Here is a 14,066-nt window from a genome sequence, read left to right as displayed (position 1 = left end):
CAGGAGAGGAGATGATCACATGGAGATTCTGAGATGTGAAAATGTCAGTAAAATATACGGCTCAGGAGAGAACAGGGTGGTTGCTTTAGACCGGGTCCATATCTCGGTAAATAAGGGGGAATTCCTGGCGATTGTAGGAGCCTCCGGCTCCGGGAAATCTACATTGCTGCACATTCTGGGAAGCGTGGACAAGCCGTCGGAGGGAAAGGTTTGGATAGATGGTGTTGACATATCAGCTATGAATCCGACCCAGTCCGCCATATTCCGCCGCAGGAAGGTGGGACTGGTTTATCAGTTTTACAATTTGATTCCAACGCTTACCATCAGGAAAAACATATTGATGCCGCTGATGTTGGACAAAAAGGAACCGAATCGGGAATATTTTGAGTCCATCGTAAACTCGCTGGGCATATCCGATAAACTGGAGGCTCTGCCCAGCCAGCTGTCAGGAGGGCAGCAGCAGCGCGCGGCGATAGCCAGATCCCTGATTTATCGTCCGGCGCTGCTGCTGGCCGATGAACCTACCGGCAATCTGGACCAGAAGAACGGGGCGGAAATCCTTGACATGCTGAAGCTATCGAACCGGAACCTGAAGCAGACCATTTTGCTGATTACCCATGATGAGAAGATTGCGCTGGAAGCAGACCGCATTATAACGATCGAAGACGGCCGCATCATCGGCGACGAAAGACAGAGGTGATCAGGATGTGGAAGGATTATTCTTCAGGTTATATAAAGAACAACAGAGCTTCCGGTATATCAATCATGGCGGCGGCATTTATTGCCGCATTGTTCCTGTCGTTTCTGTGCAGTCTGTTTTATAATATCTGGGTATATGAAGTCGAAAAGCTTACTTTGGATGAGGGGGACTGGCAGGGCCGTATCACCGGTCAGATAAGCGGGGAAGATTTGGCTGTTATACGGAAGTTTGGCAATGTTGAAAGGGCAGAAATTAATGAGGAATTGTCCGGTGAAAAAGGGACAGTTGTGGATGTATGGTTTCAGAATCCCAGAACTGTTTTTGAGGATATGCCTCTGCTTGCAGAGAAACTGGGGATGGAAGAAGATGCCGCGTCTTATCATCTTGTACTATTATCCAGGTATCTGATACATGATCCAAACGATGAGGAGCCACCGCTTTTGATGACGTTTTATCTGGCGGTACTGGTAGTAGTTTCGCTGTCACTCATACTGATTATACGCAATTCCTTTGCACTGACCATGAATGCGAGAATTCATCAGTTTGGCATTTTTTCCAGTGTGGGGGCGACGCCCGGGCAGATCCGGACGTGTCTGATGCAGGAAGCGGCCGCACTTTGTACAATTCCGGTAATACTTGGCATCCTGCTCGGCATCGCCTTAAGTTTTGGAGTAAATCAGGCAATGAACGCCATGGCGGAAAATATTCCGGGGAGGTATGAATTAGGTTTTAGGTACCATCCGCTGGTATTTGCGTTGACATTGGCTTCCTCCGTAATTACTGTCCTGTTTTCCGCATGGCTCCCGGCCAGGAAACTTAGCAGAATGACGCCGCTGGAAGCGATCCGCAATACAGGGGAACTGCATCTAAAGAAGAAAAAACAGTCCAGAATACTGACATTACTTTTTGGTGTAGAAGGGGAGCTTGCGGGAAATGCATTAAAAGCCAGAAAGAAAGCCCTGCGTACCTCCACACTATCTCTCACGCTTTCTTTTCTGGGATTCACCCTGATCTTGTGTTTCTTTGCGCTTTCAGGCATAAGCACCAGGTATACTTATTTTGAAAGATACCAGGATGTGTGGGATGTTATGGCAACTGTTAAAGATACGGGGATCGAGGAGTTCGGGCAGACAGGGCAGCTTATGGAACTGGAAGGAGTCCGGGATCTTGCGGTATACCAAAAGGCAGCAGCAGTCAGCCATGTTCCGCAAGACTGGCTCAGTGAAGAACTGGCCTCACTTGGAGGGCCGGAGGCTGTTGCAGGGACATCCGTTACAAAAGAGGGGGACACGTGGCTGGTGAAGGCGCCGGTTGTGATACTGGATGATGCCGCATTTACGGAATACTGCAGACAAATAGGAGCCCCGCCACGGCTTGACGGTACGGTCATACTGAACAGAATATGGGACAGTCTGCACAGTAATTTCAGATATCCAAAATATATCCCCTTTGTGGGGGAAAACCGTGAGTCCGTGTTTTTGCAGGATGCTGATCTGGGAGAAGAGAAGACAGAAGTGCCAGTGACAGCATATACACAGGAGATGCCAGCCCTAAGGGAAGAATATGAAGACTACGCGCTGGTGCAGTTTATGCCCCTTTCACTTTGGGAAAAAGTGTCTGGGCAGATTGGAGGCGCAGAATCGGACACTTACATCAGAATTCTGGCCGGGGAAAACGCTTCGCTGAAAGCTCTGGATAAAATAGAAAAAGATGTCCTGCATCTTCTTGCTCCAAACTATAAAACAGAAATAGAAAACCGCATACAGGAGAAAATCACAAATGATGAAATCATTTTCGGATATCAACTGATTCTGGGCGGGTTCTGTGCCATCCTTGCAGTAATCGGAATCGCAAATGTATTCTCCAACACGCTGGGATTTCTGCGCCAGAGAAAACGGGAATTAGCGCAGTATATGTCTGTGGGCATGACAACGGGAGGCATTCGAAAGATGTTTTGTATCGAAGCCCTGGTCATTGCAGGCAGGCCTCTGCTTATTACATTACCGCTTACGGTGGCTGCCGTTGCATTCATGATTAAGGCTAGTCATTTAAATCCTATGGAATTTATCGCTGTGGCGCCCATCATTCCAATGATAATTTTTTGTCTTGTGATTTTTGGGTTTGTAGCATTGGCCTATTATGTTGGCGGGAAAAGGGCTCTGAATTATAATTTATCGGATGCTCTGCGGGATGATACGGTTGACTGATAGATGATCCGAAGGAGCATTATGGTCTAAACAGTAACTGGGTTCAGGGAAAATGACTATAAAGACAATGAAGGCCAATAACTTGACTAAAGACATCAGGAGTACGATAATATATTTATGGATATATAGGTACCGCTCCCTACTGCAGCTGGTACTGTTTGATATCAAAAGCATTACAGATCGGGAAGAGCATAATTGTTCCAGGCTGGAGGAAGAATGTTACAGACCTTCTGCGGATGTGCTTGAAGAACTCTTTATTCCTGAGAAAAATTCTCTTTTTAAAAATCAGTTAAAAGAATCCGTAATAGAAGATCATGATTTCTTTGAATTAGCTAGAAAGTGCATCGTGAGAGTTTACGAATCCATCGAATTATGGACAAAAGAATTTGGCCCGGAGGGGTATTTCCGATATATTGAAAACTTTATGGGATCGGAGCCCCTGACCACAAAATCATTTGTTGTAGAGAGTAAATATATGAAATAATAGAATAAAAAAGGACAGACCATTTTGCAAAGGGGTCTGTCCCCCTTTTAATAAAAGATCATTTTCCTGAGTCAGTATGAAGCAGAGGGAAAATGCTCTTTTTAAGTTTCAGCCAAAAAAATTTAAAATAAGATTCTTAAAGTACAGATATTTTAATAATAATCGGAATAAATATTCTTTGAAACACAGGAATTTGTGAAAATACACAAGAATAAATACGATAAAACAGGAGTTTTGCATTTGAAACAGTAATAATATCTGTATAAAATGACGAATTGATCTTTAAAACACAGAAAACAATTGACTAAAACAAAGGATGGGTGTAAAATTTAGTTAAATCAAAAGAAACAACGTTTCCGGCCGGAAACAGATTTTGCAAAGCAGCAATAAAATATATGTTTATAAAAAGGAGAATAAGTATGAAAGCGTTAGCAAGGTATGGTAAAGAGTTTGGTGGATATCGGATGATAGATGTGCCGGAGCCTGAATGCGGACCGGAGGACATTATTATTGAGATCAAGGCGGCGGCAATCTGTGGTGCAGACATGAAGCATTACAAAGTGGACAACGGTTCCGATGAATTCAATTCCATCCGCGGACATGAGTTCGCAGGCGAGATCGTGAAGGTCGGAGAGCTAGTGAAGGACTGGAAGGTCGGACAGCGGGTTGTATCCGACAACAGCGCCCACGTATGCGGAGTCTGCCCGGCATGTGAACAGGGCGACTTCCTCTGCTGCGAGAACAAGGTGAACCTCGGACTGGACAACAATACCTGGGGCGGCGGCTTTTCAAAATACTGCAAGGTTCCGGGAGAGATTCTGAGAATACATAAACATGCAATCTGGGAGATTCCGGAGAATGTTAAATATGAAGAGGCAGCAGTACTCGATCCGATCTGTAACTCTTACAAGGCAATCGCACAGCAGGCCCATCTCCTTCCGGGACAGGACGTTGTTGTATTCGGGACCGGACCGCTCGGGTTGTTCGCTGTACAGGTTGCAAGGATCATGGGGGCAGTTAACATTGTAATGGTCGGCCTGGAAGAAGACACAAAAGTCCGTTTTGCTGTTGCAAAAGAACTGGGCGCCACACATGTGGTTAACGGATCCAAAGAAGATGTCGTGAAGAGATGTACCGAGATCTGCGGAAGAGACAATCTGGGGCTGGTTGTAGAGTGCTCCGGCGCCAATATCGCACTGAAGCAGGCCATCGAGATGCTTCGTCCGAACGGCGAGGTTGTCCGTGTAGGCATGGGATTCAAGCCGCTTGAGTTCTCCATCAACGATATTACATCATGGAACAAGAGCATTATCGGACATATGGCATATGACTCCACATCCTGGAGGAATGCACTGCGCCTTCTGGAATCAGGAATGATTAAAGTACAGCCGATGATCACCCACAGAATCGGGCTTTCACAGTGGGAAGAAGGATTCGAGGCTATGGCAAATAAAGAAGCAATCAAAGTAATTTTCCACTATGACTTTGAAGATTAAATAAGGACCATAATTAAAGAACATATTGAACTTAATTGGAGAATAAGAGAGCGAGTGAATATGGAAAAGAAATTACTGCTTGCACCATCCATGGGATGCTGTGACTTATATGATTTTGAACACCAGGTACGCTATATCGATGAAAAGGCTGATTTTCTGCATATTGACATCAAGGACGGAAATTATGTAAAGACATTTGGCGTGGGACCGGATTTTATGACTGTGCTGGGGAAGGCAGTCCATACACCCATGGACGCACACTTAATGGTAAAACATCCTCAGGATTACATCGAGGCTTGTGCCGAAGCGGGGGCTGCCTATATTACCCCGCATACGGACTGTATTGAGAGCGATGCGTTTGTTACGATCAACAAAATCCTTTCCCTGGGCTGCAAGGCGGGAATCGCAATGAACCCTGCCGCGCCGCTGGAGGCTATCCGGTATTACCTGCCGCTGCTTTCCAAAGTTACGATTATGATTGTAGACGCGGGATATGCAGGCCAGAAAGTGATTGTCCAGATGTACGATAAAATCAGAACGCTTGTACAATGGAGAGAGGAGATGGGGCTGGACTTTTTAATCGAGGCAGACGGCTCCATGAATGCAGACGTATACGGGCCTCTGTATGAAGCCGGTGCAGATGTTGTGGTTTTAGGACCGCCGGCGCTTTGGAATAAAGATAAGGATATAGAAAAAGCGTGGGAAATCATGGAGAAAGAAGTAAAAAGCGCTCTTTTGGATAAATAATTCAGAGATCCGGCAGGCAGATTCGGGCGCCTGCCGGCGGGAATAGACATTACGGGTATGAATATACAGAACATAGAAAAAATAGCAAAAGAATGAGATAGAGAAAGGAAAAGGTTATGAATTCAAATACAAAAAATGTGAATATCGGTGCAAGGCTGGATCGTCTTCCGAATTCAGGTTGGCATATCAAAATGTGGCTGGTATCCGCCTTTGCACTTTTGGTCTGCTGGTCAAACGGTATCGGAGGAGCAGTCCAGAATATCCTTCTGAATGAGATCCACTGGCTGGAGCCGGGAACAAAACTTCTGGCAATGTGGGGGACAACATATACAGCCGGCCAGCTCTTCGGCGCTTTAGTGGGCGGGCCAATCGGTGATAAGATCGGCCGGAAAAAGAGCATCCTTTTATATGAAATTATACATATCATCGCAATGGTGGGCGGCGCAATATCACCGAATATTTACGTACTTTATGTTTTCAGGCTGATTCAGGGGTTCGGCCTCGGCGCACTTCTGGTCGTACTGTTCGCCGGATTTACCGAATATGTACCGGGCAGAAACCGCGGGGTATGGTCAAGCCGGAATTCCTTCATCGGCAACTGGGCACATCCAATCTGCAATGGTATCGCATTTTTAATTGTTTCAACAGGCGTAAGCTATATGATGAACTGGAGAATTCAGTTTATGATCCCGTCTGTTCTTTCCATCATCGCATCCATCCTGATTGCGAAGAAATACCCGGAATCACCGAGATGGCTGGAATCTCAGGGCAGACTGGAAGAAGCCGATGAGATCATGACAAAGATTGAAAAAGAGATCGAAGCATCCACAGGTGAGAAACTGCCGCCTGTAACGGAAGAAGCAAAGCAGGTAAAACAGCTTCCATATTCAGCACTGTTCAAGGGCAAGCTTTTAAAAAGAACGATTGTCGGCTCCCTTGTTCTGATCGGCATGAATACGATCCAGTACACATTGATGACCTGGATGCCGTCCCTGTTAAGGTCCTTAGGTTATGACACATCACAGTCACAGTTTATGACCATGTTCGGACTGTTCGGCGCACCATTTGGAATCTTTATCGCATCTTTGATCATGGATAAAATCCCGAGACGCGTTATGGGTGTGATCCTGCTGATTGCCATGGCTGTCATGGGAATTATCACAGGGCAGCAGACCACAATGACCGCATTAATTGTAACCACATTTTTCCTCAATACATTTATTTACATGTACGTATGCTACGCATCCGCGGTATATGTCCCGGAAATGTGGCCGACCTCAGCAAAAATGTCCGGTTCCGGATTCTGTAACGCAATGGGCCGTGTCAGCAATATTTTCTTCCCGTTCCTTGTGACATATATTGCAGGCTCCATTGGAAGCACGGGAGTGTTTGTACTGATTTCTATCGTTGCTGCGATCATTGCGGTATGCATTTTCATCTTTGGCGTAGAGACAAGAGGCGAATCTGTTGAGGACATTGGAAACGTAGAATAACAAAAGGGGGCAGCCCCCAACGGCAGAGGGGTCAGACCCCTCTGCACAGAAAGGAAGGATATCATATGAAAAATTCGGAAGCAATCTTAGTAACCCCGAAACACTTTGAGATCCAGGAGTGTCCGGTTCCGGAACCGAAAGACCATGAGATTCTCATGAAGGTTGAGTATGTCGGCATGTGCGGATCCGACATCCACGGATTCGAGTGCGGACCGTTTATTCCGCCGAAAGACCCGAACCAGAAGATCGGCCTGGGACATGAAGTTGCAGGCGAAGTAGTGGGAATCGGAGCAAAGGTAACCAGGTTTAAAGTGGGCGATAAAGTATTGATCGAGCCGGGTGTGCCGGATGATACATGCGAATACTGCCGGACCGGACGTTATAACATCTGCCCGGGCGTTGATTTCATGGCTACACAGCCGAATTATAAAGGCGCACTGACACAGTACATGACCCATCCCGAAGAATGGACATACCATCTTCCGGAGGGAATGACCACACTGGAAGGCGCACTGGTTGAACCGGCTGCAGTCGGAATGCACGCAGCCATCCTTGGCGGAGCAAAGCCAGGCATGAGCATCGTGATTCTGGGCGGCGGCACCATCGGCCTGATGACAATGCAGGCATGCAAAAGTCTTGGCGCAACAGATATCACGGTGGTGGATGTGATTGAAAAACGTCTGGATCTTGCAATGAAACTCGGAGCGAAGAGAGTGATCAACGGAAAAGAGCAGGATACGGTTGCTGTGCTCAGATCACCGGAACTATACGGGGACCACGGCGCAGACCTTGTATTTGAGGCGGCAGGTGCGGTATTCACGGCACAGCAGGCCGTTCAGATTGTCAGCCGTGGCGGGAAGATCATGATGGTGGGCACACAGTCCAAACCGGTGCCGATCGATTTTCTGAAGATCAACCGCGAAGTTACCATTCAGACCGCATTCCGCTACTGCAATAATTTCCCGCAGACGATCGATGCGATTGCTTCCGGTAAGTTTAATGTAAGAGATATGGTTACCAACATCTATGATTACAAGGATGTTCAGAAGGCATTTGAAGAAGCAATTGACCCGGTTAAGAAAACAGAGATGGTAAAAGGCGTAGTCAAAGTGTGTGATTAAGGAAGAAAAGAGAGGAATAAAACATGTTAGCAGATATCAGATATTGGGAAAATAAAGCAAAAGCAGGAAAGTTTGCAATTCCGCACTTTAATGTATGGAATGCGGAAATGCTGATGGGTGTTATTGATGCAGCAGAAGAATCCAAGGCTCCGGTCATCATTTCTTTCGGAACCGGGTTTGTAGGGAATACCTCATTCGAGGACTTCTCCCACATGATGGTTTCTATGGCAAAGAAAGCGGCGGTTCCGGTTATTACGCACTGGGATCACGGCCGCAGCATGGAGATCGTACAGAATGCTTACAACCATGGCATGAACTCTGTCATGAGGGATGCTTCCGCTTATGATTTTGAGGAGAACATCCGCCTGACAAAAGAAGTGGTAGACTATTTCCATCCACTGGGAATCCCGGTAGAGGCGGAACTGGGACACGTGGGAAATGAGACGGTATACGAGGAGGCGCTGGCAAGCTATCAGTACACAGACCCCTCCCAGGCAGCAGAATTCGTAGAGCGCACAGGATGCGATTCCCTTGCAGTAGCAATCGGAAATCAGCACGGGGTTTATACTTCCGAGCCGCAGCTGAACTTTGAGGTGGTAGAAAAAGTAAGAGACGCCGTATCAGTTCCGCTTGTACTTCACGGAGCTTCAGGAATCGGCGACGAGGACATTAAGAAGGCCATCTCCCTTGGAATCGCAAAAATTAACATCCACACAGAACTGTGCCAGGCGGCAATGACTGCCATTGCGGCAAATGTGGAAAAACCATTCCTGGAGGTGGAAAGAGCGGTAAGAGCGGCAGTAAAACAGCGTGCACTGGAGAAAATCTATCTGTTTGGAGACGACGGAAAGGCGGAATAAAACGTGGAAAAAAGACTGGATGCAATCTGCGTGGGTGCAGCGGTTGTTGATATCCCGCTGCGGCCGGTATGCAGAGATATGTTTGAGATAGAGTCATACCCGCTGGAACAGATATCTATGACCATCGGCGGGGATGCAATTAACGAGGCCACAATCATGTCCCGGCTTGGACACAGGATCGGGCTGATGAGCATGGTCGGCAAAGACGCAGTCGGCGCTTTCATCCGGGAACACTGCCAGAAGAACGGGATTGACGATTCCGGAATCCGGGTCAGGGAAGGCGTTGATACCTCCATCAATGTAGGGCTTGTGACAGAGGATGGGGAACGGACATTTGTTACAAACCGAAACGGAAGTTTGTGGAAAATGACCATCGACGATGTGGATCTTTCCAAACTATCCGAAGCAAGGCTCCTCTCACTGGCCAGCATTTTCAATAATCCTCTTCTGGACTGTAAGGCGCTGGTGCGGATTTTTCAGGAAGCAAAGAAACAGGGCATGATGATCTGTGCGGATATGATCAAGGCAAGGCTTGGCGAGACGCTGGACGATATCAGGGAAGCACTGGGCTATGTGGATTATTTCTTCCCGAACTACGAGGAAGCCTGCATGATGACGGGAGAGACGGAACTGGATAAGGTTGCGGATATTTTTCTGGGCTGTGGAATCGGGCATGTTGTGATAAAGACCGGTAAAAAAGGATGTTTCATCAAGAGCCGGGACGGCAGTGCCCTGGAGGTTCCTGCAATGCAGGGTATAACGGCAATTGACACGATCGGCGCAGGCGATAACTTTGCATCCGGCTTTATTACAGCCATCCTGGAAGGCAAAGGCCTGAAAGAGTGTGCGGAATTTGCAAATGTGACTGCCTCCATCAGTGTCCAGAGCATTGGGGCAACAACAGGTGTGAAGGACAGGGCACAGGTGGATGCGCGGCTGGAAGAGTATCACAGACAGCAGAACAGAGAATAACCGCAGAATAAGGTATACCCAAAGGGCACCCCGTAACTCATGCCCTGCGGGCGGGTCTGCGGCATAGCCGCAGAATAAGGTATACCCAAAGGGCACCCCGTAATTCATGCCCTGCGGGCGGATCTGCGGCATAGCCGCAGAATAAGGTATAACAGATAGAAATTCAGAAAGATTGGTGAAAAAAATGAAATATATGGAGTTAGGAAAATCAGGCACACAGATTTCTAAAATGGGTCTTGGGACATGGGCAATCGGCGGAGGTCCGGCGTGGAACGGCGACCTGGATGAGCGCGACTGTATCGACACAATCGTAAAGGCAGTAGAGCTCGGAATTAACCTGATCGACACGGCGCCGGGATATAATTTTGGAAACAGTGAAGTTATCGTCGGTAAAGCCTTAAAAGAAGTAGACCGCGAAAAAGTATGCCTTGTGACAAAATGCGGCATCGTATGGACAAGAGAGGGCGCCCTGTTCAACAAGGTCGGAGACACCCAGCTGTATAAAAATCTGTCACCGGAATCCATCCGTGAGGAGATCGAAGAGAGCCTGAGAAGGCTGCAGACAGATTACATCGATGTATATATGACACACTGGCAGGCTGTAGAGCCGTTCTTTACCCCGATCTCCGAGACGATGCAAGTGCTCAATGAGTTGAAGGCGGAAGGTAAAATTAAAGCAATCGGTGCTGCTAATGTGACGAAAGAGCACATTGCAGAATACGTAAAATACGGAGAACTGGATATTGTTCAGGGAAAATACAGCGTTCTTGACCGTGCGGTTGAGGAGGAGCTGGTGCCGATCTGCAAAGAACATCAGGTAACACTCCAGGCATATTCCCCGCTGGAGCAGGGACTTCTGACAGGAACCCTTCCAAGAGACTATGTGCCTACAGGCGCCCGCGCAAACAAGAAATGGTTCCAGCCGGAGAACATGCAGAAGGCGATGGATATGATGGATGACTGGAAACCATTCTGCGAAAAATACAATTGCAATATTCCGACGCTTGCACTTGCATGGATCATGAACCAGGGACCGCACATCAACCTGCTGAGCGGCGCTACAACAGCAGAACAGATCGAGGTTAATGCAAAAGCGGCAGACATCCAGATCTCTGCTTCCGACCTGCTCAGAATGCGTGCGATGGCGGAAGCTATCGATCAATAAAAGAACCCCGGAAGCCGATGCTGCGCTTTTCGAAGAAATAATTTGTGGTTCGAAGGAGGAAAAAATGCTTTCAAAGGAAAAAACTCTTGCTAAAACTCAAGTGGCGGGTATATTATTAAAGAAAACAGGCACTGAAAATAGTAATGAGAAGAGGAAGGAAAGCATGTCGAGCAGAGAGAGACTGATGGTCATCAGGCAATGTATTCAGAATATGAAGAAAGTATCTGTTGCGGAGCTGAGCAGTCAGTGCTCCGTGACGGAAGAGACAATCCGCCGGGATCTGGATAAGCTGGAAGCCGAGGGCGTTGTAACCAGGATCCATGGCGGAGCAATCTGGAATGCGGATGTACAGAAGGAAGGCATTCATTTTTATAAGAGAATGTCTAAAAATCTGAAAGAAAAACAGAATATCGCCCGCAAGACGGCAGAGCTGCTTGAGGGGAAGCATACCATTATAGCGGACTCCAGCACAACCGTTATGGAGGCGCTGAAGCTGATGCAGGATAATCCGGATGTCACAATTGTGACCAACTCCACGGAAGTATTCCGTGAATTTCAGCAGTCCGCGGTAAATGTCATATCCGTGGGAGGCGAATTTAATAAAAAATCGCTGTCGCTCCAGGGACAGCTCGCGAAGAGCAACATGTCCAAATACCATGTCAGCGTGGCCCTGATCAGCTGCAAAAGCGTGGATATTGAGAAGGGTGTCCAGGACTCCAATGAAAGCGAGGCGGAGATTAAGAAGATTATGCTTGAGCAGGCGGATGAGGTGGCCCTCCTTGCAGATCATACCAAGTTTGACCAGACGGCATTCGTATGCCTGATTGATCTGAAGAGTGTAAACTATATTATCACAGACAGACAGCCCAGCGATATCTGGATACATTACTGCAGGGAGAACGGGATAGAGCTTATATATTAAACAACACTACACCCATAAACTAAAACTGAACACCTGAGTTTTCGGCTATACTGTGAAACAAACTCCATTAGAAAAGCTGCCATTTTGGGCGGCTTTCTTTGTTTTGGACTAGATAAACAGTATAAATATTTGAAACAAAGAATATATTGATTTGAAAACAAAAATGTGCATAAAAACAGGATAAAAAAGTTGTGAAAAACAACTAAAAATATTTGAAACACAGAAATATTGTTGACATTAATCACCATAAAATGTAAAATAAAAGTAGATCAAAGACAGGGGCGTGTAACCTTAGAAGTATGAGTAAGGCCCTGAAAACCGGCATTTCTTTCTTCTTGGCAACGGGGAATATAGGTTGGGTAGGAAAGCCGGAGACGTTCTTGGAAAACCAAAAATAGAGAAGCGATGCAAAGCAAAAGCAAAGAAGAAAGAGGTTGGTGGATTTTATGGGTAAGAGAAGGAAAAAAATGTCGATCATCAGGCGGATGATGTTTGCAGTACTGTTCGGATTCTGCGCCGGTTTTTTGTGTCTGCTGCTGAGAGAATTTCTGCTTGGAAATGGAAACAGTGATGTCTGGAATACGATTCATGCCATTTTCTTTCAGGATATCACGGCGACAGAAGGAATCGAAGGAATCGGGCTGTTCTATATTATCGGGCAGGTATTTATGCGGGGACTTCAGATGTCGATCGTTCCGCTGGTCATCACCTCTCTGAGTCTGGCGCTCTGCAGTCTGGCAGATCCGGAGCGCCTTGGCAAGATTGCCGGAAAGACATTTATTACATATATCTGTTTCTATGCGGCGGCGGCAGCCCTCGCAGGGGCAGCGGCCTATTTCGTGAAAAGTATGGGCTGGTTTGATGTAAAGCTTCCGGGAGAGATGGTGACAGAGGCAGTCACCATGGAAGGATATAATCCCCTGGTCACAATTGTAAATGCCGTGCCGTCAAATATCTTTTCCGTATTCTCATCTAACAGTTCCATCCTGTCTGTAGTAGTTGTTGCCATTATCATGGGCCTGTGCATGACGGCAATGGGGAAAAAGGCAGAGCCATTGAAAAAGGTTCTTGAGAACTTAAACGAGATTGTACAGAGGTTTCTGGACTTTTTGATTGATGAGGCCGGCCCCATAGCGATTTTCTGCATGATTACAAGAACCCTTGCAGTATATGGGATTGAATATATCGGTCCCACGCTGGTGTGGATCGTGACGACAATCGTAGTCAGTCTGGCACTGGTAGTTACGATTTATCCGATTGGAATCATGCTGACAACACGGATGAATCCGATTCCGTTCATGAAGAAAACATTTAAGGTTGGCTTGTTTGCAGCGGCTACGAATTCATCAGCAGCTACCTTACCGCTGAATACGAGAACCTGTGTGGATGAGCTTGGATGTACGGAAGAGATCAGCAGTTTTGTCCTGCCGACAGGTATGACAGTGAATATGAACGGTACCACCGCAATGCACATGATCGCCGTTACATTTATCGCGTCTGCGGCAGGCATCGATATCAAACCTTCCACCCTGGTCGTAGCGGCCTTCCTTTCGATCTGTACGGCAATGGGAACACCGGCAATTCCGGTGGCCGGCACTACCATGGTATATGTAGTTATGACCGGGCTGGGCCTGAACAGTGACTTATGCATGATTGGATATTCCCTTGTACTTGCAATGAATTACCTTCCGGGTATGGCGGTAATCACGCTGAATGTCATCGGAGATGCAGCAACGAATCTGATTATTAACGTAAAAGAAGGCGTGCTCAATAAAGAAAAATATTATAAGAAAATGGAAAAGGAATAAAACCTGCGGATTCTATACGGCGGAGAACCACAGTCTTAATGAAAAATATGTGGTCAAAGATGGCTGCAATGTGTTCAAAATGAAGTGATTT

Annotated in this window: 12 protein-coding genes; all 12 read left to right on the top strand. The window is 46.9% G+C overall.

Annotated features, from left to right (window positions below):
- Positions 1-19: 19 nt before the first annotated feature.
- The 12 genes from BN1938_RS00890 to BN1938_RS00835 all read left to right on the top strand — a co-directional run bounded on the left by BN1938_RS00890 (position 20) and on the right by BN1938_RS00835 (position 13,975).
- Positions 20-700: an ABC transporter ATP-binding protein gene (locus BN1938_RS00890; protein ID WP_050638787.1), complete on the top strand. Its 681-nt coding sequence runs from the start codon at positions 20-22 to the stop codon at positions 698-700.
- 5 nt (positions 701-705) lie between these two features.
- Positions 706-2,907, top strand: a complete 2,202-nt coding sequence (locus BN1938_RS00885) for an ABC transporter permease (RefSeq protein WP_050638786.1) — start codon at positions 706-708, stop codon at positions 2,905-2,907.
- Between the two features lie 82 nt (positions 2,908-2,989).
- A complete protein-coding gene (locus BN1938_RS00880) occupies positions 2,990-3,391 on the top strand; it encodes a hypothetical protein (protein WP_148487078.1) in 402 nt (133 codons plus the stop codon).
- 419 nt (positions 3,392-3,810) lie between these two features.
- The gene (locus tag BN1938_RS00875; RefSeq protein ID WP_050638784.1) at positions 3,811-4,887 is read left to right on the top strand and encodes a zinc-binding dehydrogenase; all 1,077 of its coding nucleotides are present in this window, start codon (positions 3,811-3,813) and stop codon (positions 4,885-4,887) included.
- Positions 4,888-4,947: 60 nt separating this feature from the next.
- Positions 4,948-5,634 (top strand): beta/alpha barrel domain-containing protein, encoded by a 687-nt coding sequence (locus BN1938_RS00870; RefSeq protein ID WP_050638783.1) that lies wholly within the window; start codon positions 4,948-4,950, stop codon positions 5,632-5,634.
- Between the two features lie 116 nt (positions 5,635-5,750).
- Entirely contained in the window at positions 5,751-7,127 is a 1,377-nt protein-coding gene (locus tag BN1938_RS00865) for an MFS transporter (protein WP_050638782.1), read from the top strand.
- Positions 7,128-7,192: 65 nt separating this feature from the next.
- On the top strand, positions 7,193-8,248 hold the full coding sequence (locus BN1938_RS00860; protein ID WP_050638781.1) for an NAD(P)-dependent alcohol dehydrogenase: 1,056 nt from the start codon (positions 7,193-7,195) through the stop codon (positions 8,246-8,248).
- A gap of 23 nt (positions 8,249-8,271) precedes the next feature.
- A complete protein-coding gene (locus BN1938_RS00855; protein WP_025656717.1) occupies positions 8,272-9,108 on the top strand; it encodes a ketose-bisphosphate aldolase in 837 nt (278 codons plus the stop codon).
- A 3-nt stretch (positions 9,109-9,111) separates the two neighbouring features.
- Positions 9,112-10,080, top strand: a complete 969-nt coding sequence (locus BN1938_RS00850; protein ID WP_050638780.1) for a carbohydrate kinase family protein — start codon at positions 9,112-9,114, stop codon at positions 10,078-10,080.
- Positions 10,081-10,264: 184 nt separating this feature from the next.
- Positions 10,265-11,245 (top strand): NADH-dependent methylglyoxal reductase, encoded by a 981-nt coding sequence (locus tag BN1938_RS00845; RefSeq protein ID WP_050638779.1) that lies wholly within the window; start codon positions 10,265-10,267, stop codon positions 11,243-11,245.
- 163 nt (positions 11,246-11,408) lie between these two features.
- On the top strand, positions 11,409-12,167 hold the full coding sequence (locus tag BN1938_RS00840; protein ID WP_330377586.1) for a DeoR/GlpR family DNA-binding transcription regulator: 759 nt from the start codon (positions 11,409-11,411) through the stop codon (positions 12,165-12,167).
- Between the two features lie 446 nt (positions 12,168-12,613).
- Entirely contained in the window at positions 12,614-13,975 is a 1,362-nt protein-coding gene (locus BN1938_RS00835; protein WP_050638778.1) for a dicarboxylate/amino acid:cation symporter, read from the top strand.
- The last annotated feature ends 91 nt before the right edge of the window (positions 13,976-14,066 follow it).

Origin of the sequence: Eubacterium sp. SB2, from assembly GCF_001244405.1 — a bacterium.
Lineage (GTDB): Bacteria > Bacillota > Clostridia > Lachnospirales > Lachnospiraceae > Faecalicatena > Faecalicatena contortus_B.
This window is presented reverse-complemented; position numbering and strand designations above follow the sequence as displayed.

Bases quoted from the DNA above. Each gene is read 5' to 3' on its own strand.
- BN1938_RS00885 (WP_050638786.1), top strand. From the start codon at position 706: ATGTGGAAGGATTATTCTTCAGGTTATATAAAGAACAACAGAGCTTCC.
- BN1938_RS00865 (WP_050638782.1), top strand. From the start codon at position 5,751: ATGAATTCAAATACAAAAAATGTGAATATCGGTGCAAGGCTGGATCGT.
- BN1938_RS00845 (WP_050638779.1), top strand. From the start codon at position 10,265: ATGAAATATATGGAGTTAGGAAAATCAGGCACACAGATTTCTAAAATG.
- BN1938_RS00860 (WP_050638781.1), top strand. From the start codon at position 7,193: ATGAAAAATTCGGAAGCAATCTTAGTAACCCCGAAACACTTTGAGATC.
- BN1938_RS00870 (WP_050638783.1), top strand. From the start codon at position 4,948: ATGGAAAAGAAATTACTGCTTGCACCATCCATGGGATGCTGTGACTTA.
- BN1938_RS00835 (WP_050638778.1), top strand. From the start codon at position 12,614: ATGGGTAAGAGAAGGAAAAAAATGTCGATCATCAGGCGGATGATGTTT.
- BN1938_RS00875 (WP_050638784.1), top strand. From the start codon at position 3,811: ATGAAAGCGTTAGCAAGGTATGGTAAAGAGTTTGGTGGATATCGGATG.
- BN1938_RS00840 (WP_330377586.1), top strand. From the start codon at position 11,409: ATGTCGAGCAGAGAGAGACTGATGGTCATCAGGCAATGTATTCAGAAT.
- BN1938_RS00855 (WP_025656717.1), top strand. From the start codon at position 8,272: ATGTTAGCAGATATCAGATATTGGGAAAATAAAGCAAAAGCAGGAAAG.
- BN1938_RS00890 (WP_050638787.1), top strand. From the start codon at position 20: ATGGAGATTCTGAGATGTGAAAATGTCAGTAAAATATACGGCTCAGGA.